The sequence below is a fragment of the Plantibacter sp. Mn2098 genome (assembly GCF_049319745.1).
Lineage (GTDB): Bacteria > Actinomycetota > Actinomycetes > Actinomycetales > Microbacteriaceae > Plantibacter.
Genome location: NZ_JBMOUH010000001.1, coordinates 347490 through 372901 on the forward strand (window position 1 = coordinate 347490; position 25412 = coordinate 372901).

At 67.3% G+C, this 25412-nt stretch carries 19 protein-coding genes and 1 tRNA gene; 12 read left to right on the forward strand and 8 right to left on the reverse strand.

Annotated features, from left to right (window positions below; genetic code table 11):
- The first annotated feature begins 14 nt into the window (after positions 1 to 14).
- Positions 15 to 88, forward strand: a tRNA-Pro gene (locus tag ACL9RL_RS01540).
- A 240-nt stretch (positions 89 to 328) separates the two neighbouring features.
- Here ACL9RL_RS01540 and ACL9RL_RS01545 read toward each other — a convergent pair.
- The 3 genes from ACL9RL_RS01545 to ACL9RL_RS01555 all read right to left on the reverse strand — a co-directional run bounded on the left by ACL9RL_RS01545 (position 329) and on the right by ACL9RL_RS01555 (position 6555).
- Entirely contained in the window at positions 329 to 1303 is a 975-nt protein-coding gene (locus ACL9RL_RS01545) for a metallophosphoesterase (protein WP_422778450.1), read from the reverse strand.
- A gap of 195 nt (positions 1304 to 1498) precedes the next feature.
- The gene (locus tag ACL9RL_RS01550) at positions 1499 to 4039 is read right to left on the reverse strand and encodes a transglycosylase domain-containing protein (protein ID WP_422778451.1); all 2541 of its coding nucleotides are present in this window, start codon (positions 4037 to 4039) and stop codon (positions 1499 to 1501) included.
- Positions 4040 to 4185: 146 nt separating this feature from the next.
- Entirely contained in the window at positions 4186 to 6555 is a 2370-nt protein-coding gene (locus tag ACL9RL_RS01555; protein WP_422778452.1) for a transglycosylase domain-containing protein, read from the reverse strand.
- Positions 6556 to 6717: 162 nt separating this feature from the next.
- Between ACL9RL_RS01555 and ACL9RL_RS01560 the strand changes: the two genes are divergently transcribed.
- Positions 6718 to 6876 (forward strand): hypothetical protein, encoded by a 159-nt coding sequence (locus ACL9RL_RS01560; RefSeq protein WP_422778453.1) that lies wholly within the window; start codon positions 6718 to 6720, stop codon positions 6874 to 6876.
- A gap of 105 nt (positions 6877 to 6981) precedes the next feature.
- Entirely contained in the window at positions 6982 to 7452 is a 471-nt protein-coding gene (locus tag ACL9RL_RS01565) for a RidA family protein (protein WP_422778454.1), read from the forward strand.
- Positions 7453 to 7641: 189 nt separating this feature from the next.
- On the opposite strand, the gene ACL9RL_RS01570 is transcribed toward ACL9RL_RS01565, so the two are convergent.
- The 4 genes from ACL9RL_RS01570 to ACL9RL_RS01585 all read right to left on the reverse strand — a co-directional run bounded on the left by ACL9RL_RS01570 (position 7642) and on the right by ACL9RL_RS01585 (position 13169).
- Complete coding sequence (locus tag ACL9RL_RS01570; RefSeq protein WP_422778455.1) at positions 7642 to 8475, reverse strand: DUF559 domain-containing protein; 834 nt, start codon at positions 8473 to 8475, stop codon at positions 7642 to 7644.
- Between the two features lie 276 nt (positions 8476 to 8751).
- A complete protein-coding gene (gene acs, locus ACL9RL_RS01575; protein ID WP_422778456.1) occupies positions 8752 to 10737 on the reverse strand; it encodes an acetate--CoA ligase in 1986 nt (661 codons plus the stop codon).
- A 415-nt stretch (positions 10738 to 11152) separates the two neighbouring features.
- Positions 11153 to 11806, reverse strand: a complete 654-nt coding sequence (locus ACL9RL_RS01580) for a response regulator (RefSeq protein ID WP_422778457.1) — start codon at positions 11804 to 11806, stop codon at positions 11153 to 11155.
- Positions 11787 to 13169, reverse strand: coding sequence for a histidine kinase (locus ACL9RL_RS01585; protein WP_422778458.1), 1383 nt, complete (start codon positions 13167 to 13169; stop codon positions 11787 to 11789). Before ACL9RL_RS01585 ends, ACL9RL_RS01580 begins: the two co-directional genes overlap by 20 nt.
- A gap of 124 nt (positions 13170 to 13293) precedes the next feature.
- Between ACL9RL_RS01585 and ACL9RL_RS01590 the strand changes: the two genes are divergently transcribed.
- Positions 13294 to 14133 (forward strand): ABC transporter ATP-binding protein, encoded by an 840-nt coding sequence (locus ACL9RL_RS01590; protein ID WP_422778459.1) that lies wholly within the window; start codon positions 13294 to 13296, stop codon positions 14131 to 14133.
- On the forward strand, positions 14130 to 15467 hold the full coding sequence (locus ACL9RL_RS01595; protein WP_422778460.1) for an FtsX-like permease family protein: 1338 nt from the start codon (positions 14130 to 14132) through the stop codon (positions 15465 to 15467). Before ACL9RL_RS01590 ends, ACL9RL_RS01595 begins: the two co-directional genes overlap by 4 nt.
- Positions 15468 to 15509: 42 nt before the next feature.
- On the opposite strand, the gene ACL9RL_RS01600 is transcribed toward ACL9RL_RS01595, so the two are convergent.
- Entirely contained in the window at positions 15510 to 16091 is a 582-nt protein-coding gene (locus ACL9RL_RS01600; RefSeq protein WP_422778461.1) for a TetR/AcrR family transcriptional regulator, read from the reverse strand.
- Positions 16092 to 16201: 110 nt separating this feature from the next.
- On the opposite strand from ACL9RL_RS01600, the gene ACL9RL_RS01605 reads away from it, so the two are divergent.
- The 7 genes from ACL9RL_RS01605 to ACL9RL_RS01635 all read left to right on the forward strand — a co-directional run bounded on the left by ACL9RL_RS01605 (position 16202) and on the right by ACL9RL_RS01635 (position 25408).
- Positions 16202 to 17407 (forward strand): MFS transporter, encoded by a 1206-nt coding sequence (locus ACL9RL_RS01605; RefSeq protein WP_422778462.1) that lies wholly within the window; start codon positions 16202 to 16204, stop codon positions 17405 to 17407.
- 156 nt (positions 17408 to 17563) lie between these two features.
- On the forward strand, positions 17564 to 18568 hold the full coding sequence (locus tag ACL9RL_RS01610) for a LacI family DNA-binding transcriptional regulator (RefSeq protein WP_422778463.1): 1005 nt from the start codon (positions 17564 to 17566) through the stop codon (positions 18566 to 18568).
- 244 nt (positions 18569 to 18812) lie between these two features.
- Positions 18813 to 20183, forward strand: coding sequence for a hypothetical protein (locus tag ACL9RL_RS01615; RefSeq protein WP_422778464.1), 1371 nt, complete (start codon positions 18813 to 18815; stop codon positions 20181 to 20183).
- A gap of 96 nt (positions 20184 to 20279) precedes the next feature.
- Entirely contained in the window at positions 20280 to 21527 is a 1248-nt protein-coding gene (locus tag ACL9RL_RS01620; protein ID WP_422778465.1) for an extracellular solute-binding protein, read from the forward strand.
- Positions 21528 to 21547: 20 nt separating this feature from the next.
- Positions 21548 to 22615, forward strand: a complete 1068-nt coding sequence (locus ACL9RL_RS01625; RefSeq protein ID WP_422778466.1) for a carbohydrate ABC transporter permease — start codon at positions 21548 to 21550, stop codon at positions 22613 to 22615.
- Complete coding sequence (locus ACL9RL_RS01630) at positions 22599 to 23567, forward strand: carbohydrate ABC transporter permease (protein WP_422778467.1); 969 nt, start codon at positions 22599 to 22601, stop codon at positions 23565 to 23567. The genes ACL9RL_RS01625 and ACL9RL_RS01630 overlap by 17 nt, the downstream gene beginning before the upstream one ends.
- A complete protein-coding gene (locus ACL9RL_RS01635) occupies positions 23564 to 25408 on the forward strand; it encodes a glycoside hydrolase family 36 protein (RefSeq protein ID WP_422778468.1) in 1845 nt (614 codons plus the stop codon). The genes ACL9RL_RS01630 and ACL9RL_RS01635 overlap by 4 nt, the downstream gene beginning before the upstream one ends.
- Positions 25409 to 25412 lie beyond the last annotated feature (4 nt).

A 25412-nucleotide genomic window follows, 5' to 3' on the forward strand; every position in this document is an offset into this window, starting at 1 on the left:
GCCTTCGGGCCAATCGGGGTGTGGCGCAGCTTGGTAGCGCGCTTCGTTCGGGACGAAGAGGTCGTGGGTTCAAATCCCGCTACCCCGACAGCAAAGCCCGGCCGGATGAGAGATCATCCGGCCGGGCTTCTCTGTTTCTTAGGCGCTGATTCTTGGGGCGCTGTTTCTGCGGCGGACTGTTCTGCGGCGCTTGGCTGCTGCACGGCACAAGGAGAACCGCACGAGAGAAGGACGGCCTCCGCGGAAGTGGCCTTCTCTCATGCGGTTCTCCTCCTGCCGCGCGGAGCATGCCCAGCGCGACAGACGACGACGCAGACGCGCCTGACGGCTACACGACGGAGCGGCGAGGCAGCATCGTGAGCAGGGTCGCCTCCGGGCGGCAGGCGAAGCGCACGGGCGCGTAGATGGATGTGCCGAGGCCCGCGGAGACGTTGAGGTAGGCGGAGCGCAGCGCGTGGCGCCAGATGCTCAGGCCCTTGACCTGGTCGCGCGGGATGTCGCAGTTGGTCACGAGCGCGCCGAATCCGGGCACGCAGACCTGGCCACCGTGCGTGTGGCCGGCGAAGATGATGTCGGCGCCCTGCGTCACGAACGCGTCCAACACCCGCTGGTACGGCGCGTGCATCACACCGACCGTGACCGTGTGCGCGAGCGCAGGGTCGTCGGTGGTGAGCGTCTCGGCATCGAGGCGTTCGTCGATGAGCGCCGTCAGGGTGTCCAGCCGGTCGAAGCGACGGTGCGGGTCGTCGACGCCGAAGAGGTCGAGGCGGGTGTCGCGCACGTCCAACGAGCCCACGGCGTTGTTGAGGTCCAGCCAGCCGAGCTCCTCCGTGAAGAAGCGTTCGAGCGCACCGGTGTCGAGCGTCGTCGGCTGCTTCGGCGTGTGCGACGGGCCGGCGAAGTACCGCAGCGGGTTCTTGAACGACGGACCGTAGTAGTCGTTGGAGCCGTGGACGAATGCGCCGGGGATGCCTTCGAACACGCTCAAGCCGGCGCGGATGCCGTCGATGCCGTGCTCGTGCCCGAGGTTGTCACCCGTGTTGATGACGACATCCGGACGGAGCGCGGCGAGCGAGCGCAGCCAGGCCTGCTTGCGGGTCTGCCACGGTGCCATGTGGAGGTCGGAGATGTGCAGGACCGTGATCGGTTCCGACGATGGCGCCAACACGGGAGCGGTGACGCGACGCAGTGTGAACGCGTTGCGCTCGACGAGGGAGGCATAGGCGAACGTCAACGCTCCGGCAGCACCGATCACGGCGGCTCCGGTGCCGATGTTCGCTCCGGCACTCGATCGTCTCGTCATGTGGACTCCGTTCGTGTCAGCGTCGGCACAGGCATCGCGTCGACTCTTCGACCCTACCGGGTGCGACCCTCCGAAACCGCCGACCGGAGGGGAGTCCACAGGCTTGGCTGCCTCCGGCTTGCGAGGTCCGGACGGAACGTCGAAGGGCGGGTGCGATCTTGTGAGATCACACCCGCCCTTCGATGCTGCGTCAGCTCAGCAGGCTTCCTTGCTGACCGAGACGGTCACCTTGGCGTCGCGCTTGGCTGCGGTGCCCGCCGGCGGATCGATGCCCGTGATCTTGCCGGCCCCTGCACCTGGCTCCGCCTTACAGACCTGGGCCACGGTGCCGAATCCGGCCTGGTTCAGCAGTGCCTTCGCCTCATCGAACGACTTCGCACCACCGACGTCCGGCACGATCGCCATCGACTGGTTGCTGGTCGTGACCGTGACGATCGAGCCCTTCGGGGCGAGGCCGGCAGGATCGGATCCGGTGACCTGGCCGTTCGGCAGCTCTGAATCGACGACGCCGCCATTCAAGAAGCCGAATCCGGCATCCTCGATGAGCTTCTGCGCCTCGTCGATCGACTTGCCGCGCACATCGGGGACCTGGACGGACTTGCCGTTGACGAGTGCCGGGTCGGCGTCACCGAACCGGTCGCCGCCGTACTTGGCGTTGGCGACAGCCATGATCTGCGGCCAGATGCTGTGGCGGATGACGGCGATCTGCGTTCCATCGAAGTAGGTGCGACGCAGGTTGACGTGGCCCGATGCGTTGAACACGCCCACGATCGTTGCCGCCTTCGTGCTCGCGCCACTCATCCACGTTGCCTCGTTGTTGTCGGTCGTACCCGTCTTGCCGATGAGGGGGATGCCGTCGCCGACTCGCGACTGAGACGTCGTACCGCCGTCGAACGTCGCCTGGAGGGCCTTGTTCGCGGTCGCTGCGACGTTGGGCTCAAGGCCCTGACGGCAGTTCGCCGGAGGCACGGGGATCTCGGTTCCATCTGGCTTGACGACCTTGTCGATCGCGATCGGATCGCAGGTCACTCCGCCGGATGCGAACGACGCGAACGCCGTCGCCATGCTGAGCGGCGCGATCTCGTTCGTGCCGAGGACCGAGGCAGGCCCCTGCTGCAGGGGATCGCCGTCAGCGCGGTGCACGCCCATCGCTTCCGCCGTCTTGCGGATACCACAGAGGTCCAGCTGCTTCGCCATCGCGATGAAGCCCGTGTTGATCGACAGCTTGGTGCTCTGAGCGGCCGTGTAGAAACCGCCGTTGCCACCCTCGTCGTTCCCAGGGTTCCAGTCGGATCCCTGGTAGACGGTGCCGCCATCGGCGCAGCTGTCCTTGAACGTGCCCCACGGGGTGCGCTTCCGGCCGTCGACGCCCTCGTTCAGGCCGTGGCCCTCCTTGAGCCACTCGGCCAGGGTGAACGTCTTGTACGTCGATCCGGGCTGGAAGCCGGCGGACCCGCCGTACTCCTTGTCCGTGTTGTAGTTGATGGCGCTGTAGTCGGGATTGGCGAGCGTGTCCTCGTCGGCCGAGAACTGCTTGTTCTGCGCCATCGCGAGGATCCGGCCGGAACCCGGCTGAACCGTCACTGCAACGGCGCCGACATCGAGCTGATCGCTCGTGTGCGGGATGTACTCGTTGATCGCGTTCTGCGCGGCGTCCTGCAACTCGAGATCGATCGTTGTGTAGACGTCGTAACCGCCACGGGTGAAGTTCGCCCAGCGGGCGTCCTCGGTGTCGCCGAAGATCGGGTTGTTGCGGAACACGTGCGTCACGTAGTCGCAGAAGTACCCGGCGTTCGACTGAGCCGTCTGGCAGCCGGTGCTCGGCGGATTGATCGCCGGCGTGATCGGGAGGGCGATCGCAGCGTCGTGCTGCTCCTGCGTGATCTTGCCCTCCTTCAGCATGTGATTGAGGACGTAGTTCCGGCGATCGAGCGTCAGCGAGTAGCCGTCCGCAGCTCCGTTGACCTCACGGTCCGGCTTGTCGATGCGGAGCGTCTCTGGGTTGTTCACGATCGAGACGAGCGTTGCGGCCTGATCGAGGCTGAGGTTCGCTGCGCTCACGCCGAAGTAGTAGTTCGCGGCGGCTTCGATGCCGTAGACGCGGCCGCCGAAGCCGGCGATGTTGAGGTAGCCGCGGAGGATGTCCTGCTTGCCGTAGCTCTTCTCCAGGCCGATGGCCATCCGCATCTCTTTGAGCTTGCGGTCGGGGGTCGCCTTCGTCGCCTCTTCGTAGGCTGCCTTCATCTTGGCCGGGTCGGTGATCGCCTCGGCCTTCTGCACGAGCACGTTCTTCACGTACTGCTGGGTGATCGAGGAGCCACCCTGGGTCTCGCCGCCCTTGAAGTTGCTGAGGACGGCGCGTGCGGTACCCATGAGGTCGACGCCGCCGTGCTCGTAGAAGCGGGGGTCTTCAGCCGAAACGGCTGCGTCCTTGACGAACTGAGAGATCTGGTCCCAGCCGACCTCGATGCGGTTCTGCTGGTAGAAGGAAGCCAGGAGGACGGGCGCACCGGCGCTGTCGACGGCGTAGATGTTCGACTTCTGGGCGAGTTCGTCGAGCTGCAGGTAGTCGGGCAGGCTGTCGAAGACACTGATGGTGCTCTTCGTCGCGATGCTCGTGACGGCGAGAGCTGGCGTAACGGTTGCAGCAACGAGGACGCCAGCGGCGACGCTCAAACCGAGGAAGCCGAGGAGTCCTCCGAGCACACCGGTAGCCGTGCGATGTTGTTCAGGCATGGGTCGATGCTATGCGACAAATGTGAGAAAGTGCCCTACCAGGAGTCCCGTCGCCAACAATCGTTGCCATTCCGAGTCCGGATCAGGCACTCGAAAGGGGGTCCGGACCTGCGATTTCGTCGGGCCGGACCCCGCTCGTCGTCAGATCATTGGCCGGTTCCCGTCCCGCCGGTGCCGCCGCCGGCACCGCCGTTCCCGGTGCCGCCATTGCCGCCGTTTCCATTGCCGCCGTTGCCGTTGCCGTTGCCGCCGTTCCCGCCATTGCCCGTCGGCGGTTCTGTGGAGTTGTCGGTCGGCGATTGTGGGGTCGATGGGGTCGGGGTGGGGGTCGGCGTGCTCGAATTGTTGTCGTCCTGGTTGCTGGACGAACTGAACGTGCCGTTGAGTGTTGCCCGATCGGCACTGGGGAACGACCCGCCCGGGTACTTCGCCAGGGCCTCCGACATGATCTTCGGCCAGATCAGGTGGCGGATGTTCGCGACTTGGTTTCCGTCGAAGTAGGTCGAGCGAAGACCGACGTGACCGGAAACGTTGAACGTTCCGACGACCGTTGCGACAGTCGTGCTCGCGCCGCTCATCCAGGTGGCTTCCGCGTTGTCCGTCGTTCCGGTCTTGCCGATGAGCTCGCCCTGTCCGGTCGTGCGCTGCCCGGACGCTGAGGCCGTGCCGTTCGCGACCACGCCTTGCAGGACATTGTCGACCGCGGCTGCGATCTTCGGGTCCACCGACTGGCGGCAGTTGGCTGCCGGCACGGTGACTGCAGAGCCGTCGGGCTTGGTGATGGAGTCGATCGCGATCGGGTCGCACGTGGTGCCGCCGGACGCGAGCGTGGCGAAGGCTCCAGCCATCGTGAGCGGTGCGATCTCGTTGGTGCCGAGGACGGACGCCGGGCCCTGCTCGAGCGGATCGCCGTCTGCGCGGTGGACGCCCATCGACTCCGCCGTCTTCCGGATGGCGCACAGGTCGAGCTGCTTCGCCATGCCGACGAAGACCGTGTTGACCGATTGCTCGGTACCACGACGAACGGTCCAATTGCCGGATTCTCCCTCGTCGTTCTGCGGGTTCCATCCGGCGTCCGCCTGGACGGTGCCGCCCGGGGCGCACGAATCGTTGAAGGTGCCCCAGTTGGTACGCCGGTTCGCGTTGATCGTCTCATTGACGCCGTGGCCCTCAGCGAGCCAGTCGGTGAGCGTGAAGATCTTGTAGGTCGACCCCGGCTGGAAGCCGGAGGACCCGCCGTAGTCAGAGTCCGTGTTGTAGTTGATGGCGCTGTAGTTCGCGCCGGATGCCAAGACTTCTGGATCCTGCGAGTAGTCCTTGTTCTGCGCCATCGCGAGGATGCGACCGGTGCCGGGCTGGACACTGACGGAGACGGCGCCGATGTCGAGCTGGTCGCTCGTCTTCGGGACGTACTCGTCGATGGCGGCCTGCGAGGTGTTCTGCAGGTCGACGTCGAGCGTTGTGTAGACGCTGTAGCCGCCGCGGGTGAAGTTGGCCCAGCGTGCGTCCTGGGTTGCGCCGAACACGGCGTTGTTCTGCAGGATGTGCGTCACGTAGTCGCAGAAGTAGGCGGAGGAGCCGGCCGCCTGGCAGCCCGTCACCGGGACGACGATCGACGGCGTGATGGGTTGGGCCTTGGCCTGCTCCAACTCCGCCTGGGTGATCTTGCCCTCGGTGTGCATCTGCTTGAGGACATAGTCGCGGCGTGCCTTGGTGAGCGCGTAGCCGTTCGCCGAGCCGTTGTCCTTGTCGTCCGGTTTGTCGATCCGAAGGTTCTCCGGGTTGTTGACGATCGCGACGAGCGTGGCCGCCTGGTCGAGCGTCAGATTGGCGGCAGTCGTATTGAAGTAGTAGTTGGCGGCGGCTTCGATGCCGTAGACGCGACCGCCGAAGCCGGCGATGTTGAGGTAGCCGCGGAGGATGTCGTCCTTGCCGTAGGTCTTCTCCAGACCGATCGCGAGCCGCATCTCCTTGAGCTTGCGCTCCGGAGTGGTGTCAGTCGCCTCCTTGTAAGCCGCCGCGCTCTGCTTCTTGTCCGGGATGGCCTCCGCCTTCTGCACGAGGACGTTCTTGACGTACTGCTGCGTGATGGAGGATCCACCCTGGATGTCTCCACCGCCGACGTTGCTCAGCACTGCGCGCACGGTGCCCATGAGGTCGACGCCGCCGTGGTCGTAGAAGCGCGGGTCCTCAGCGGAGACGGCCGCATCCTTGACGTACTGGGAGATCTTGTCCCAGCCGACCTCGATCCGGTTCTGGTCATAGAACGACGCGAGGAGCACGGGGTTCCCAGCGCTGTCCTTTGCGTAGATGTTCGACTTCTGCGCGAGCGCGTCGAGCTGCAGGTAGTCGGGGAGTCCGTCGAAGAGGGTGATGCTGGTGTTGGTCGCGAGGCCGGTCGCGGCGATCGCCGGGGTGACCGCGGCGGTTGCGAGGACGCCGGCGACGACGCTCAGGCCGATGAAGCCGAGAAAGCCTGCGACGGCGACCTTCGCTCTGGATCGTGATTCGGGCATAGGATCGACCGTAGGCATGGAAGCTGGGAGCAAGCTTCGCTTTGTCCTCGCTGTGAGATTGCTATGAAGCACCTGGTCCAGGCGGAAATCCTGATCAGAGCTTGATCTCCGCTGAACGCCCATGCACCGTCCTATCGTCGCGAACCCTGAACGAGGAGAAACATGACCCGCTGGGAGTACCTCACCACACCGCTGATCGTGCACAACACGTCTGCCATCCTCAACAACTGGGGTGGCGAAGGATGGGAGCTCGTGCAGGTCGTGACGGGTCCCGAGGGCGGTCTCGTCGCGTACCTGAAGCGTCCCGTCGCCGACGCCTGATCCTCGCGTCGGTCCTGTCGGTCCAGCTCGTTCCGTTTTTCTACCCAGCTCGCACACCCAGCCTGCATCCCTGCAGCTCGAACCACCGCTCCGGAGGAATCCCACATGACCAGCATCGCCGACCGTCTCGCTGAACTCGGCATCACCCTGCCGCCCGTGAACCCGCCTGTCGCGGCCTACGTGCCGGCCGTCATCTCCGGCGATCACGTGTACACCTCCGGCCAGCTGCCGATGGTGGGCGGGGTGCTCCCCGCGACGGGCAAGGTCGGCGAGGGCGATGGCCTCGTCTCCGCCGCCGACGCGAAGGCGTACGCCAGGACGTCTGCGCTGAACGCGCTCGCCGCTGTGGAGAGCGTGATCGGCTCGCTCGACCGCGTGACCCGCATTGTCAAGGTCGTCGGCTTCGTGTCGTCCGACCCGTCGTTCACTGGCCAGCCCGGTGTCATCAACGGCGCCTCCGAGGTACTCGGTGAGATCTTCGGCGACGCCGGCATCCACGCCCGCTCCGCTGTGGGCGTCGCCGTGCTGCCACTCGACTCGCCCGTCGAGGTGGAGCTCATCGTCTCCTTCGCGTGACGGCGGGCCGCCGTCTGACTGCCTGACAGTTGGACAACCGCCTGAGGGAAGGCCCGATCCGCACGGATCGACCTTCCCTCAGGCGGTTTTCCTGTTCTCGCGCGGTGGTATCCGGACTCGACGCGGCAGTGGGCGGCGAGGCCGGCGCTTCCGCCGGAGCCGGCACTCACGGCGGCCTCTTCGCGCGCGTCAGGCCGCACGATGCAATCCCTGCGCCATCGCGGCGATGATCGTGCGCTCAACGTCCGGCCACTCGTACATGATCTGCGTATAGGTGAAGCGGAGCACGGTGTAGCCGCGGAGCGCCAGGCGGCGGTCCTGCCGCACGTCCCGGTTGCGTTGCGCGGTGGTCGTGTGGGGTCCGTGGCCATCGACCTGCAGGATGAGACGGTCGCCGATGAGCCCGTCGACAGGGTGGCCGTCGATGACGACCTGCTGCTGCACGGGAATGCCGAGCCGTGCCAGTCTCGCCCACGGGATGGTCTCGATGCCGGAGTCCGAGGATCGGCCGGCCGCTTGGATCACGGCGGCGAAGCGGGCCTGGCCGATGTGTGTGCGCTTGAGGTGTTCCAGCGAGACGCGGTCCTGCCGGATCGCCGACTCGACGACGACGAGCGCCCGCTCGAACGGTTGGCAGGCGGTCAGATGGGCGAGCGCGTTCTCGATCGGCTCCACCAGCTCCCGTGGTCCGAGCGGTGCCGGTCCCGCGCCCCAATGGAATCGCACACCGGGCGGCGGTCGCGTCGCTGCGTTCGGGCGGACGCTGACGTGGACGTGTTCATCCGCGATGCTCCAGAGTCCGAGCACCGCCGCGGCGGAGAGGCAGGTCAGTGCACCGCCGAGCGCTGCAGCGGTGAAGCGGGCCGGATCATGCTCCGGCGCGACGAGCCAGTGGCGTCTGATCGACGTCAGCCGGTGGTCTCGTGCTGCGCGCTCGAGTGCGGTTCGGGTGAATCCGGCCTCGATCGCGTCCGCACGATGGGCGATGCCGTCGCGTCGGCCGAGCCAGTCGATGATGTTCATACATCGAGCCTGGGCCGTGCGGCTGGCGTCGTGGGGCGGTCATCGCGATCTGTGGAGAGAACGGTGGGGGAGCGGGCCTGTGGAGGAAGCCGGCCCGCGACCGGCGGCTGCATGACAGAAGGAGAACCGCGCGAGAGAAGGTGTGGATCCGTGGAATCCACCTTCTCTCGCGCGGTTCTCCTTCTGTCGCGCGGCCAGCCAGCCAGCCAGCCAGCCAGCCAGCCAGCCAGCCAGCCAGCCGGCGGGCCGGCCAGCCGGCGGGCCGGCGCCGCGCGGCTACGGCACCATCTTGTCCGTGATGATCTGCATGACCGTCGTGTCCGCCAGCGTCGTCGTGTCGCCGATCTCGCGACCCTCCGCGACGTCGCGCAACAGTCGACGCATGATCTTGCCCGAGCGCGTCTTGGGCAACTCGTTCACGATGTAGACCTCGCGCGGGCGGGCGATCGGACCGATCTGCTCGCCCACCCACAGGCGGAGCGTCTGCGCGATGTCCGCGATGCCGCTCGCCTGTTCGAGGTGGCTCTCCTTGATGATGACAAACGCGACGACGGCCTGGCCGGTCGTCTCGTCTGCGGCGCCGACGACGGCGGACTCCGCGACCATCTCGTTCGCGACGAGCGCTGACTCGATCTCAGCGGTGGACAGCCGGTGGCCGGACACGTTCATCACGTCGTCCACACGACCGAGCAACCAGACGTCGCGGTCGCCGTCGAGGCGTGCGCCGTCGCCCGCGAAGTAGAAGGGACCGTTTTCGACGTCCTTGAACTTCTCCCAGTAGGTCTCCACGAAGCGTTCCGGGTCTCCCCAGATGCCGCGCAGCATCGACGGCCACGGTTCCGTCACCACGAGCAGTCCACCACCGCCGGCGCCGACGGGCTTGCCGTCATCGTCGACGACGTCGATCGAGACGCCGGGGATCGGCACCTGGGCGCTGCCCGGCTTGGTCGAGGTGACCCCTGGCAGCGCCGAGATCATGATGGCGCCTGTCTCCGTCTGCCACCAGGTGTCGACGATCGGGGCGAGCTTGCCACCGATGATCTTCCGGTACCACATCCACGCTTCCGGGTTGATGGGTTCACCGACCGAACCGAGCAACCGCAGCGATGACAGGTCGAACTGCTTGGGGATCTTCCGTCCGAGCTTCATGAAGGAGCGGATGGCGGTGGGGGCGGTGTAGAAGATCGTCACACCGTACTTCTCGATGATCTCCCACCATCGACCGGGGTGCGATGCGTCCGGCGTGCCCTCGTAGAGCACCTGCGTCGCGCCGTTCGCGAGCGGGCCGTACGTCACGTAGCTGTGTCCGGTGATCCAGCCGATGTCGGCCGTGCACCAGTACACGTCGGATTCCGGGTGCAGGTCGAAGACGTTCTTGTGGGTGAACGCAGCCTGGGTCAGGTAGCCGCCGGAGGTGTGCAGGATGCCCTTCGGCTTCCCGGTGGTGCCGGAGGTGTAGAGGATGAAGAGCGGGTTCTCCGCCGGGAAGGCTTCTGCGACGTGTTCTGCTGAGGCGCCGGCGACCGCATCGTGCCACCAGAGGTCTCGGCCCTCCTTCCAGGCCACTTCGTTCTCGCCGCGGCGCACGACGAGCACGTGCTCGACGCTCGCCTGCTCCGGGAGGTCGCCTCTGGCGTCGAGTGCTGCGTCGACCGCGGGCTTGAGCGCGGAGACCTTGCCCTTTCGCCAGCCGCCGTCCGCCGTGATGACGAGCTTGGCCTCAGCGTCGTCGATGCGGGACCGCAGGCTGTCCGCGCTGAAACCGCCGAAGACGACGGAGTGCACGGCGCCGATGCGCGCGACGGCGAGCATGGAGACGATCGCCTCCGGGATCATCGGCAGGTAGATGGCGACGCGGTCGCCGGCGTTCACCCCGAGGCTCGTGAAGAGGTTGGCGGCGCGCTTGACCTCTTCGGTCAGCTCGGCGTACGTGATGGTGCGGGAGTCGCCCGGTTCACCCTCCCAGTGGATGGCGACGCGGTCGCCGTTGCCGGCTTCGACGTGGCGGTCCAGACAGTTGTAGGCGACGTTCAGCGCACCGTCCTCGAACCAGGTGGCGAACGGCGGGTTGGACCAGTCGAGGGTCTTCGTGAACGGCGTGTGCCAGTGCAGCAGGTCACGAGCCTGATCCGCCCAGAACCCGACACGATCCGCCTTCGCCTGCTCGTACAGTTCGGCCGTCGCCACGGCGTCCGCGGCAAAACCCTCTGGCGGCGGGAATCGGCGATCTTCGTGCAGCAGGCTGTCGATCTGGGTGTTCATCGTGTATCCATCGCTCCTTTGCGAACCAGGTGTCGTCCATCGCGACGCGGGTGATTCGTGTCGTTCAGGATGCGCACACTGAGCGTACCGCTTCCGTGCCGACGGGCGAGCTGGTGTGTCGAAGTGAGCTCCAAGGTGGTCGACCATGTAGGGTTACCCCCTAATTGGAGTCATGTTTCGTCTTGCATTCCGGTCCCGCAGGCGTAGACTTACACCCGGCCGAATACATAATTCTGGCGTGCGGTGCCTGTGATTCCCCCAATCCAGCGCCGCAGAGGCGGCATCCATTCCCCCCAATGGGTGCCGCCCTCTCTTTTCTTCCCTCCGATCGTCGCGGTGAGCGCTCCCGCGACACGCAGGCAGCGCCGTTCCGGCGGTGGATCGACTCGATGTCCAACCAGATTCGCGGTCTGTCTCAAGACCGCAGGTACGCGAGCACCGCCCGCACCCGCCGGTTCTCGTCGGTCGGTGCGAGGTGCAGCTTGGCGAAGATGTTGCCGATGTGTTTGCTGACCGCCGCATCGGTCACGGTCAGTCGAGACCGGATGTCTCCGTTGGAGAGCCCTTCGGCCATCAGCGCGAGCACTTCGCGCTCACGCGGCGTGAGCGCATCGACGGGTTGGGCGACGCGTGCACCCACCAGGTGACGGACGACATCCGGGTCGATGATGGTCCCGCCACCGGCGATCATGGCGAGCGAACGGTCGAAATCGGCGATGCGTCCGACGCGATCCTTGAGGAGATACCCGACCCCGCCGTCTCCGCTGAGCAGCAAGCGGTCCGCATACGCGTCGGCGAGGTACTGGGACAGGACGAGGATCGGCTGGCCAGGATGGCGCTCGCGGATGTCGAGCGCGGCCAGGAGGCCATCGTCGCGATTTCCGGGCGGCATCCGGACGTCGGTGATGACGATGTCCGGCATGGAGCCGTCTGCGTGCGCGCCAGCGACGAGTCGCAACAGCCCCGGCGCGTCGGCAGCGGTGCCGGTGATCGTGTGGCCGAGTCGTTCGAGCAGACTCACCAGCCCCTCGCGCAGGAGCGTCGAGTCCTCAGCGAGGAGGATGCGCATACGTCTCCTCCTTCGGCGATGTCGACGGTGCGGAGGTTGGTGTGAACGGAGCCGCGGTGGGTGCTGTCGCTAATGGCGCAGTCGGCGCGGATCCGGACTGGGCATCGATGCGCGGCTCGGCCGGGAGATCGAGGATCAGGCGCGTCGGGCCGCCGGGCGGGCTGTCGACCAGGAGGACGCCGCCGAGCGTGGCCGCGCGTTCGTGCAGGCCGTGCAGACCGGTCCCGCCGTCTGCCGATGCACCGCCGGCTCCATCATCCTGGGCGATCACGATGAGCCGTCCGCCGGTTCGCCCGGCCGTCACATCGAGGTGCGTCGCGGCGGCGTGTTTGGCCGCGTTGCTCGTCGCCTCGGTGACGAAGAAGTAGGCGCACAGCTCGACAGGCGCCGAAAAGCGGATGCCGTCGACGCCCTCCGTCCTGAGAACGAGAGGGATCGCCGATCGTCCGGCGAGTTCATCGAGCGCGGCCGACAGTCCGTGGTCTGCCAACACGACCGGATGGATGCCGCGCACGCTCGCCCGCAGGGAAGCGAGCGCCTGCTCGGTCTGGGTCTGTGCCGCGTCGATCGACTCGCGCACGCGGGTGACGTCCGCGCCGCCGGCAGCGACCTCGTCGAGTTCCAACCCGGCGATGCCCAACCGCATCGAGAGCGCGACGAGCTCCTGCTGGACGCCGTCGTGCAGGTCACGCTCGATGCGTCGCCGCTCATCTTCGAACGCGTGCACAAGCGTCGCACGCGACCGTGTCAACCGTTCAACGGAACGTTCGAGCTCCCGCCGGCGTGCAGAGAGCAGCACCCGGGCCATCGCCGCCTGGGCCGAGGCGATGAAGGCGTTGAGGTAGGCAGCGCCGATGAGGACGATGGCGATGCCGACGAGAGGCGCCCACAAGGACCCGCGGTCGGCCGTCCACACGACGTCGCCGAACAGCGTGAGATCTCGTGACCCATCCCACGAGAACCAGGCGATCCCACCCAGCGCGATGAGCGCCATCGACTCGGCGAAGAGGATCGCGAGCGCGAGCCAGCCGACGAACAGCGTTGCGATGAGCGAGGCGACCTCCCGCCACGTGGCCGCTTCCGTCAGACGGATACCGAGCCACTCGTGCCGTCTGTCCGAGCCGACGGGGACGTGCGGCGTCGGGATGGGGTCGAAGCCCAGCAGGCGGATTCGTCTGCGTTCGAGCATGCTCACGACAACGCCCCACGCGGGCAAAAGGAGCAGGGTCATTGCGAGGACGCCCAGGAGTGCGAACCCGAGCAGCGCGCTCGTGAGCAGATAGACGAGCCCGAGCCACGGCCATCGGGAGCCGAGGAATCGCCACGGGGCGGTGCCGAGCGCTCGCCATACGGTTGTCCTCATGCCGCCAGCCTACGGAGGCGGCACCGCCGGCGGGATGGTTCTGCCGAAAGAGTGGAGCTGGCTCCACCAGGGGAGTGGAGCGGGGATCCATGTGCTCGGGTGGACGTGGGCGTTCGATGGGGGCATGAACGAAACCATTGTGGCGACCTCGCTCGGCAAGACCTATCCGAGTACCGGTCGTGGTGCGCCGCCGATCCCGGTGCTCTCGAACGTCAGCTTGCGGGTCGCGGATGGGGAGATGGTCGCGATCGTCGGCCCGAGTGGGTCGGGGAAATCGACGCTCCTGTACTGCCTCGCGGGGCTCGAACCGGTGACGAGCGGCCAAGTGCAGGTGCTGGGGGCGGATCTACAGGCTCGGGGGCGTCGGGACTCCGCAGCGCTTCGCCTCGACAGCATCGGCTTCGTCTTCCAAGCGTTCAACCTCATCCCGTCGCTGAGCATGCGCGAAAACGTCGCGCTGCCGGCGAGACTCGCGAAGCGCCCGGTCGAACGCGCCGCGATCGATGCGATGCTCGCGGACGTCGGGCTCGCCGATCAGGCGCGGAAGCTTCCTGCGCAGTTGTCCGGCGGGCAGCAGCAGCGGGTCGCCATCGCGCGGGTCCTCGCTGCGAAACCGTCGATCGTGTTCGCCGACGAGCCGACCGGATCGCTCGACAGCGTCACCGGACGCGAAGTCCTCCGTCTACTCCGTGAACTCGCGGTCGGGCCCGGTGCTGCGTCCGTGGTGCTCGTGACGCACGATCTCGATGCTGCCGCCGCGGCGGATCGGGTACTCGTGATGCGTGACGGGTCGATCATCCGGGAATTGCACGATGCGACGGCGCGAGACATCCTCGATGCGGTCGAATCAGGGACCGGGGCGTCCTTGGCCGCAGGCGTCACGCCTGCCGTGTCCGCCAGACCTGCTGTCACCCGGCCGACTGCCGCCTCCAGCCCTCGGATCGGGACGGCGGCCGGCGCATGATCGCCCTCGCGTTCTCCGAACTCCGCCTCCAGTGGCGGCTCTGGATGGGGATGCTCGTGATGAGCGCCGCATCGGCTGCCGTGCTATCGGTCGGGATGTCCATCATCGACACCGGGCTGTACTACGGCGGTGAGTACCGCACGAATCTCGCCGGCGGTGCATCCGTCGTGTTCCTGTTCTCCGGTGCGGCGGCGATCGCGGTCCTCGCGTCGGTCGCCGACCTGACAGTGGTGCAGAGCCACCACTCCTACGCGCTCTGGAAGCTCGCGGGCGTTCGTCGCAGGGCGGTGCGTGTGGTCGTCCTGGTGCAGACGGGAGTGGTGGGGATCGTCGGCGCCGTCATCGGGCTCGCCGCCGTGCGACCGGTCATCGATCCGGTGTTCCACTACGCGTTCGGCTCGGCGCCGGTCATCGAGCGGATCACCGCGCAGTTCGGTGCACTGACGATCATCGGCACCCCGCTCGCGACGCTCGCCGTGCTGCTCGTCGGGAGCTGGCGCTCGGCCGGCCGTGCTGCACGCACCCCTCCGCTCGTCCTGCTGCGGGACCCGGAGCCGAAGCGGAGGCTCGGATGGCTGCGCGTGGGCATCGCGGTTCTCGTGTCGTGCGGTGCGGCTGTCCAGATCTGGTTCCTCCAGGCCGCGACGCTGAAGGAACTTGCTGCGACTGCGCCGATGGTCGCACCGCTGCTGATGTTCGCGCTCACGCTGTGGGCGCCGGTGGTGTACCCGCTGGTGCTTCGCTGCTGGACCGCGATCGTTCCGGCCGGGTGGTCCTCATCGTGGTACCTCGCCCGGCACCAGACCAGGGCGAGGGTGACGATGAGCACCGCGGCGATCACACCGCTGCTCGTCGCCGTCGCGCTCACCGGCGGGCTGTATTCGATCGTCGCGGTCATGCGCGGCTCCGTGCCGGGGTGGTCGGATGCCGTGATCCGGGTGAATGAGGCCGCTCTCATCCTCGGCGGGCCGATTCTGCTCGGTGCCATCGGATCGACGATCGTGGTCGTGATGACGGGGCGTTCCCGGTCGCGAGAGCTCGCGCTTCTGCGGGTGGGCGGCGCGGGGACGGGGATACTCGTCGCAGCGGCGGTGTGGGAGGCCGTCATCCAGGTCGTGAGCGCGGTCCTGCTCGGTGGAGCGGTCGTCATCGTCTCGGTGGTCGTGGTCGTCGACGCGCTCCGGCGCCATGTGCCCGATGCGATGCCGGCATTCGACGTGCGGCTCGTCGGATGGATAGCCGTCCTCGGTGCGGTGCTCGTCATCGCCGCGACCGTCCTCCCTGCGCTGCGAGCTCTCCGAACGCCGCCGATGCGTCAGCTGGGCGTCGAGTGAGCGGTGTAAAGCTGCGGGAGAGGGTGTTCCGAAAATGCGGGCTCAACCCGCGGACTGCCCACCGGCCACAAGGCGACCGATGAGGTCGGTGATCTGCTCGCGCGTCGCGGGGGACGGATCGAACGAGTTGTGGATCATCAGGCCCTCGATGAGTGCGTCGATCCCGCGCGCCGTCACGGCGTCGAAGTGGAGCTGGAGGGTGGCGCGGCTCTCCGCGAGCCAGTTGCGCAGGACGGTCCGGACGGCGTCGTCGCAACTGGCGAAGGAGTAGAGCTCGAAGTTGAGCAGCTGCGTCTGCGGTTCGCCGAACGGGCCGCAGATGATGTCGGTGACGACATCCCGCGCCTCCTCGCGTGTGGCGGCCGCGCTCAGCTGCTCGCGGAAGGCGGCGGAGAACCGCTCCGCGAGGAGGGTGAACGACTCGACGAGGAGTTGCTGCTTGTCCTGGAAGTAGTACGTCATCGAGCCGAGGGGGACGTCTGCCCGTTCTGCGACGCGTCGCATCGTGGTTCCGGCGGTGCCGTATTCCGCGACGACGTCGAGGGTCGCCTGGAGGATGTTGTCCCGACGGGCGGGGTCGGGCGGGCGCTGCGTGCTCCGGGTCTGCTGCGTGCTCCGGGTCATGTGGCTCCTCCCATCGAGCGGATGTGGCACATGTACGAACGTACACGTAGACTCTTCGCGCCACCTGTACGCCTGTACACGTCCGTCCTCCGAAAGTTGAGAGCCCTTCCGTGAACCCAGCCGTCCGTCTTCGACGGTTCGCCCTCTACATCTGCTTCTTCGTCCCGGGCATTGCCATGGCGTCGTGGGTCACGCGCACCCCGGCGATCCGCGACCTCATCGACGCCTCGACCGCCCAGATGGGCCTCGTCCTCCTCGGCCTCTCCATCGGATCGATGACGGGCGTACTGTCCACGACGCCGCTCCTGCGCCGCTTCAGCACCCGCCCGGTGATCGTCGTCGGCGCATCGCTCATCATCCTCGGCACCGCGGTGATCGGCCTGGGCGCCGCGCTGACGCTGGGGCCGGTCGTCTTCATCGGACTGGTCCTCTTCGGCGCCGGAGTCGGGTCTGAGGAGATCGCCGTGAACGTCGAAGGTGCGGCCGTCGAGCGCCTGATCGAGCGGCCGGTGCTCCCGGCGCTGCACGGCAGCTACAGCCTCGGCACGGTGATCGGCGCGCTCATCGGCATCGCGTTCACCGCCATCTCGTTCCCGGTGGAATGGCACCTGTTGCTCGTCGCCGTGATCGCGGTGCCCGCGATGATCTGGGCGATCCGTCACATCCCGTTCGGTGAGGGGCTCGCCTCGGCCGATGACGCAGCGCAGCTCGGAGCGGCCGGCGCCACCACGACGAGGTCCCTCCTCAGGGACCGCCGTCTGATCCTCATCGGTGTTGTGGTGCTCGCGATGGCGTTCGCCGAGGGCTCCGCGAGCGACTGGCTGCCGCTGCTCATGGTGGACGGTCACGGCTTCACCGCGACCTCCGGCTCGCTCGTGTACGCCGGATTCGCTGCGGCGATGACGATCGGCCGCTTCTTCGGCGGCCCGCTCATCGTCCGCTTCGGTCGCGTCGCGGTCCTGCGGGGCAGCGCCGTCATCGCCGGGCTGGGGCTGCTCGTGGTGATCTTCGCGGACAACCCGATCCTCGCCGGTCTCGCCGTGATCCTCTGGGGGCTCGGGGCGAGCCTCGGGTTCCCGGTGAGCCTCTCCGCGGCCGGCGATTCCGGGCCGGACTCCTCTCGTCGAGTCGGTCTCGCCGCGACCGCCGGGTACATCGCGTTCCTCGTCGGGCCGCCGCTGCTCGGCTTCCTGGGCGAGCACTTCGGGCTCCGGATCGCGATGCTCGCCGTCCTTGTCCTGCTCACCGCGTCGGTGTTCGCGGCGCCGGCCGCCCGCCAGTGCCTGGAGCGGCGCGAGGCGATGCAGGAGTCCTGAGTCGGCACCGATGTCCGGTCGAGTCGCCTGCTTGACGTGTTTATGCGCGATACTTGCAAGATACTGCGATGTGGCATCGTCGGGCGTCCGTGAGTCGGACGCCCGATCGCCACATCGTGTCGGCTTCCCGCATCGGGTGCGCATCTGAGGAGACCAATGGCCAGGATCGGACTGAGCGACGTCGCCGACGCCGCCGGTGTCAGTGAGGCGACCGTGAGTCGCGTCGTCAACAAGCGCGGCGTCGTCGCCGCCGAGACGCGGAAGACCGTCGAGGATGCGATGCGTCGGGTCGGCTACTCCCGCGGGACGCTCGGCAACCTCGTCCTGCTCGTGACGCCGGGGCTCGTCGATCCATTCTTCGCCGTGCTGTCCGACCGGATCGCCGCCGCACTCGGCCTGCAGGGGCTGCGCGCCGTGGTCTGCTCTGCGCCCGTCGGGGGCGTCCAGGAGTTGGAGTTCGTCTCCGCGATGGCGGACGCCGGGATGGTCGGCGCCATCTTCGTCTCCGCCAGCAACACGCTGGAGGACGCCGATCCGGCCGTGCACCGGCTGTTGCAGGCGCGCCGGATCCCATTCATCGGCGTCAACGGCGCCTTCGAGGGGGTGGACGCCCCGACGCTCTCAACCAATGACGTCCTGGCCGCCGAGCTCGCCGTGGACCACCTGTGGAGCCTCGGGCACAGGCGGATCGGCCTCATCGCCGGCCCCATCGGCAACCGTCCGAGTGATCGCCGTCAGCAGGGGTTCCTCGACGCGATCCGTTCCCGCGGGGGATCGCTCGACGATGGACTGGTTGTGCGGCACGAGTACAGCATCGAGGGCGGGATGACCGCTGCCGGGCGTCTGCTTGAGCAGGAGGGCGCCACCGCGATCGTTGCCGCGAGCGACGAGATCGCACTCGGCGCCATCCGTGCGGCCAGGCGTCTTGGGCTCGACGTCCCGCGCGACGTGTCCGTCATCGGGTACGACGACACGCTCCCGCTCGAATTCCTCGACCCGCCGCTGACGACCGTGCGGCAGCCGCTGTCCCGCCTCGCGCAGGCGATCGTCCCGGTGCTCCTGCGTCAGATCCAGGGGCGACCGGTCGACAGCGGAGAGCTCCTGTTCGATCCCGAGCTGATCATCAGGGCGTCGACGGCGCCCGTGCGCGTCGCCGGCTGAGTCCTGCGCGGATCGCTGACTCAGCCCCGCGTTCACCCCGTGCGTGAGACGTCCCATCGTCTCCAGCTGCACCCCCGAACGGCGTCAGAGCATCGTCTCTGGCGCCGTTCTGCGTGTCCGCGGACCGTCCGCGGACTGTCGCCATCGCCGCCGGAGGCTGAAGGAACGCCTCATGTAACAACAATTTGTGACGTCTTTCTGCAAGAGCTTGCACGATGTACGTCACCTGAGTTACATTCACGAGGTGACAACGACGCACGAATCTCTCCAAGCCCCCAGTCGCACCACCCTGCCGACCTTCGCGTCCTCCGACGCCGGGTTGAACGAGGGATACGCCTGGGCAACCGCACAAGCACTCGAGTGGGTGCGCACCGGTCGAGACGGCGAAATGCCGTCCTACTGGGCCGGTCTCACCGACCGCCCGATGTTCTACTCCAGGGACCTCGCCCACCAGACGCTCGGCGGGCACCTGCTCGGCCTCGACGTCGAGAACTACGCGATGCTCGAACACTTCGTCGCCTCGGCCACGCCGGCCCGCCAGCACTACCCGCTGTGGGCGTTCATGTTCGACGGGACACCGGCCGAAATCGATTACCGAGGCGATGACGACTTCGTCCGCGAGACCCCCGTCGTCTTCGAACTCGTCGAGCGCATCCTCGAACAGCACCTGTGGACGGGCGACCGCCGCTACGTGGACGAAGCGGTATTCCGCGAGTACTTCACCGGTTCGGCGACCTCCTTCGTCGAGTTGCACGACATCCACGGCACCGGCCTCGCCGGTGAACTGGGCACGGGCGACATCTTCCGCGGCAGCCCGACCTACAACGAGGGCTCGAAGGCGCCAGGGCTGCAGGTCGCCGGCGACGGCGTCGCAAGCCAGTGGGCCGCGATGCGCGCCATCGCGGACGTCCTCGGCGGCACGTCGGATGCGGCATCGGCCGGAGCATCGGCAACCACGTCGGCAGCAGCATCGTCCGGATTCGCCGATCTGACGGTTCACGCCCGCAGCGAAGCCGGCCGCATCAAGGAGCGCTTCGAGTCCGAGTGGTGGAGCGACGAGCTCGGCCGGTACGTGACCGGCATGGGAGCGGACGCCCCGGTGACCGAGTTCGCGTACGAACCGTCCTGGTTCCCCGCGCTCAAGGGCATCATGGACGCCGGCCCCCGCGCAGACGCCCAGCTCGACTACCTCGACGCAGCCCTCCGCGCCGACCTGCCCCCGAACATCGAGGCGATGACCTACGTGCCTGAAGCGTTCCTCGCCTACGGCAGGGACGCGGAGGCGCTCCACTGGATCCGCCACCTCATCGACTCGCGGGCCGACTACCCGGAGGTCTCGTTCTGCGTCGTCTCGCAGCTCCTCACCGGTCTGACCGGGCTCCGTCCGGAGCCGGACGGGTCGTTCACGACGAGCTCGCACATCACGGACGGCTGGATCGAGGTCGGCGGCGTCCCGCTCCGCGACCGGCTCATCACCGTCCGCCACGACGGTGCGACATCGACCACCGTCACCGTCGAAGGCGGCGACGGCCCCATCAGGTGGACGGCGAGCTTCGGCGACACGTCCACCACTGTCGACATCCACCCGGGGGAGACCGTCCGCCTCACGGCATAACGGCCCCCACGAGCGGCCTCGTCGACGACCTCCCTTCGACGACGGAGCCGCACACCACCAGCGTCACCCACCAATCGAGAATCAAGGAAGAATCCGATGAAGAAGAACATCCTCGTCGTCGCCGCGGCAGCCGCTGCCGTGGTCCTCGGCCTCACCTCCTGCAGCGGCGCGGGAAGCGACACCTCCGCGAGCGGCGTCACCATCACCTTTGCCCACTGGGGCAACAACCAGGAGGCAGCGACGCTCAAGAGCATGATCGCGGGCTTCGAGAAGTCGCACCCGGAGATCACGGTCCAGGAGAACTGGATCCAGAGCGACTACGAGCAGAAGTTGCAGACGACGATCGCCGGAGGCAAGCAGCCGACCGTCTCGCAGATCTCCAACACCTCGCTCGCGAGCTTCGCGGCCGCCTACCAGCCGGTCGAGGTCGACCCGTCGGCGTACTACTCGAAGAACATCTCCTCCAGCATGCAGGTCGACGGCAAGTACTACGCCGTCCCGTTCGTGGTGAAGACGAAGGTCATGGCCGTCAACGGGAAGGTCTTCGACGCAGCGGGCATCCCGGTGCCGTCCGCCGACGAGCCGATGACCACCGCCGAGTTCGCCCAGACCGCCCAGAAGCTCACCTCAGGCGAAGCGCCGAACAAGATCTACGGTTCCGCCCGCCTCTGGTACGGCGGCTGGCTGAACGTCGAGGGCGGTTCGCTCTACGACGCATCAGGCAAGAAGTGCACCCTCGACACCGATGTCGCCATCAAAGCGGCCGACGACGTGATCGCCGCGCAGGCGCCCACCGGCTTCGCCCCGACGAACCTCGAGGCGGAGGGCCAGGACATGTTCGACTGGCTGAGCATCGGCCGGGTCGCGATGCAGCCGGACTTCGGTCCGTGGGACATCGCGAAGGTCGTCGCGCTGAACGACCCGTCCATCAAGCTCGTGCCGGTGCCTGGCAAGGGCGAGCCGATGGAGATCAACGGCCTCGGCATCGCGAAGTCGGCGACCCCGGAGGAGGCGAAAGCCGCCAAGACGTTCGCGGAGTACCTGAGCACGGATCAGGCGGCGCAGGACCTGCTCACCACGGCGAAGTCCTCGCTCGGCGTGCCCGTCATCGAGAAGTCCCTCGACGCCTTCCGGAGCGCTGCCCCCGACCTTAACCTGCAGGCATTCGTCACGGCGGTCGACCAGTCGACCATCGTGCCGTCCGTCAAGAAGGACACCCAGATCCAGAACGACTTCAACAACGAGGTCAACTCCAGGACGGCCTTGGGCGCCGGCAAGGAAGCACCCTCGAAGGTCTTCCCCGAAGCGAACAAGGCCTGCCAGGCCGTCATCGACGGCGAATGACGGGACGAGTGGCCTGACACATGAATGACATCGTCACCGGCGTCGAAGCGTTCCTCGGAGCGGTCGGCCTCCCACCGGGCCTGCGCCCGATCGGGACGTTCGCCCTCTTCCTGATCGTCGTCTACGCCCTGTTCCTCGGGCCACTCGCCCTCGCCGTCAAGAAGCGCAAGGTCTCCAGATCGACCGCGGCGTTCTGGGTCTTCGTCTCACCGTGGATCTTCGGGTTCCTCGTCTTCACCGTCGGGCCGATGATCTACTCGCTCGTCCTGTCGTTCTTCAACTGGGACCTGCTGACCCCACCGGAGTTCACCGGCTTCGACAACTATACGAAGGCCGCGACCGACCCGTTGCTCGGCAAGGCGATCCAGGTCACGCTGACCTACGCCGCAGTGAGTGTGCCGTTGCAGGTGGCCTTGTCGCTCATCGTCGCACTGCTGCTCAACGTCAAGGTCAAGGGCATCAACGTCTTCCGGACGATCTGGTACCTGCCGAGCCTCGTCACCGGCGTCGCCCAGGTGGTGCTGTTCCTGTGGGTGTTCAACCCCAACTACGGCCTCATCAACGGGATGCTCCGCGCGGTCGGCATCGAGGGGCCCGCCTGGTTCGCCGACCCGAACTGGGCGCTGCCTGCCGTCATTCTGATGAGCCTCTGGACCGTCGGCGGCAACATGGTCATCTACCTGGCCGGCCTCCAGGACGTGCCGACGGAACTGTACGAGGCGGCAGCACTCGACGGCGCAGGACGGATGCGCCAGTTCTGGAACATCACCCTGCCGCAGATCAGCCCGGTGATCTTCTTCAACGTCATCACGGGGCTCATCGGGGCGATGCAGACCTTCACGCAGGGTTTTGTCATCACCCAGGCGGGCGGCGGGCCGTCGAACTCGCTCCTGTTCTACGTCCTGTACCTGTACAACAACGGATTCCAGTACTTCAAGATGGGCTACGCCTCGGCCCTCGCCTGGATCCTGCTCATCATGATCCTCGCGCTCACGGCCCTCGTCTTCCGCGGCAGCGCGTTCTGGGTCTACTACGAATCGGCGAACCCCAAGAGCAAGAGGAGGAAGCGCGATGTCCGTGCCAACTGACACCCTCACCCCGGCTGCGGACCAGACGCCGCCAGCGCACCGTTCCGGCCGCGACGCCGCAGCGGGCGGGAAACCGCCGAGGGCCGGTCGATCCGGCGGGGCAGGCCGATCCCGTCGCCGACCACCGACCGAGCAGGGGCCGGTGGCCCGCGCGATCTCGTTCCTCGTGCTCGTCGTCGGATCCTTCGCCTTCGCGTACCCCTTCCTCTGGATGATCTCCACGTCCCTCCGCACGAGGCAGGGCGTCGCATCCGGCGGCATCTCGCTGTGGCCCATCCAGTGGGAGTTCTCGAACTACAGCAACGGCCTCGCATCGTTCCCGTTCTGGCAGTACCTCGGGAACTCGCTGCTCTCCACGATCATCCCGGTCGTGTTCACGGTGCTCGTGTCCTCGTTCGTCGGGTTCGCGTTCGCGCGCATCCCGGCGCCGGCGGCTGGCATCGTGTTCGGGATCATGCTGTCCACGATGCTCCTGCCGGGGGAAGTGACCCTCATCCCGCAGTTCATCCTGTTCCGCGAACTCGACATGATGGACACGCTGTACCCGATCATCCTGCCGGCCCTGTTCGGGTCGCCGTTCTACATCTTCCTGTTCCGCCAGTTCTACCTGCGCCTGCCGCAGTCGCTGACGGATGCGGCCATCATCGACGGCGCCGGCTGGTTCCGCACCTGGTGGTCCATCTACCTGCCGCTCTCGCAGCCGATCATCGTCGCAGCAGCCGTGCTGCAGTTCATGGGGTCGTGGAACAACTTCCTCACCCCGGCCATCTACCTGAGCTCCGACACCTGGAAGACCCTGCCGCTCGCGCTCGCCGGGTTCACCTCCGTGAACAGCACGGACACCTCACTGCTTATGGCCACGTCCATCGTCGTCGTCGCACCGTGCATCGCGATCTTCTTCTTCGCGCAGAAGCACATCGTCGGCGGCATCTCATTCACAGGATCCAAATGACTCTCAACGAAACCGTCCAGCCGTGGGCCCCAGGGGCCAGGCGTGAAGAGCGGTTCGTCCGCATCGAGCTGCCGTCCGGGCTTCCCCAGGGTGTGAGCGCCGAGGTGCTCGCAGCACCGGAAGGGGCGCCAGAGGTGCGGGTGGAGCACGACGGCGCCGGGCGGGTGAGCCTGTCCGTCCAGGCGGCTGCGTCCGGCGGCGTGCGGGCGCTGTTCCGTGTGCCGACGGTCGACGCCGTGGTGCTCTGGAAGCCGGGCAGCAGCCAGGACCGCTCGCATGTGCCGCCGTCGTGGGCCGACGCCGTTCCGGTGACGCCGTTCACGGGGGTGTGCCTCGGGAGTCTGCTCGGGCGGCACGATGCGCCGATCGTGACGTTCGGGGCAGGGGCTGGGGCTGGGGCTGGGAGCGTGGATGGCTTTGGGGGCGGGACCGGGGCCGGTTTCGGGGCCGGGCATCGGCCTGTCGCCTTGCGGGCGGGGATGATCGAGGAGACGGCAGAGTTCCTGATCATCGTCGAGTGCGATGCGTCCGATGCACCACTGACCGTGCACCTGGATTTCAGCGGTGACGACTTCGCCGGCAGCGTCGCGGCGATGGGGCGTGCCCTCGGGTTCGCCCGACCGCAGGTCAGCGCGGTGAACGAGGAGGCGATCCTCTGCACCTGGTACTCCTTCCATCAGGACCTCGATGTGGACCGGCTGCTCGCGGACGCGAGGATCGGTTCCCGGCTGGGCTTCGGCACCGTCACGATCGACGACGGCTGGCAGAATCTCGACGCCGACCGCGGCTACGGATCGTGCGGCGACTGGATCGTCGAACCGGCGAAGATCCCCGACGGACCGGGGCTCGTCCGTGCGCTCGCCGACCTCGGCTTGCGCACCATGTGGTGGGTGGGGACGCCGTTCATCGGCTATCGCTCCGAGGCCTATCGGAACGCGCATCTGCCCATGCTGTTCGATGAGCCGTCGATGGAGGCGGCGATCCTCGATCCGCGGTCGCCGCTCGCCAGGAGGCACCTCGTCGACCGCCTGCTGGCCCTCGTCGAGACCACCGGGGCGGACGGCCTCAAGGTCGATTTCCTCGAACGCTTCGCCGTGAACCGCACCGATGACGCACCGGCGGACGCGGACATCGCCGAACCGGAATCCGCCGCACTCGTGCTCCTGGACGAGCTGAACGATGCGCTCGCCGGGGTCAGTGACGACGTCATGATCGAGTTCCGCGAGCCGTACGTCTCACCGGCGACGATCGGCCGGGCGACGATGTTCCGCGTCGGCGACTGCCCACTGAGCCCAGTGCAGAACCGGCTCGGCATCATCGACATGCGGCTGATGACGACGGGGATCGCGATCCACAGCGACCCCATCATGTGGTCGGTCGGGGACAGCCCGGAGCGTGTTGCACAGCAGCTGTTGAGCGGACTGTTCGGGGTGCCGCAGGTGTCGGTCGATCTCGAATCGCAGAGTGAACGGCAGCTCGCCGTGCTCGCGTTCTGGCTCGGATTCTGGCGGGAGCGCCGGCAGCTGCTGCTGCACGGAGGCCTGCGTCCCATCGGGGTGCACCACGACTACGAGGCGGTCGAGGCGAGCGACGGCACGGACATCGTGACGGTCAGATACAGCGGGGTCGGCGTGCGGGTGCCGGCCGGCGAGTGGCGCACCTGGCATCTCGTCAACGCCGATGAAGACGGAGTGGTCGTGGAGGACGGACAGGGACGCTTCGACGTGCGGGTGCTGGATTGCACCGGCGATCCGGTCGCGGAACGCTCCGGGGTCGAGCTGGCGCTCGCATCGCTCCCGATCCCGGCCGGCGGTGTCGCGGTGGTGACTCGGGCTGGGTGATGAT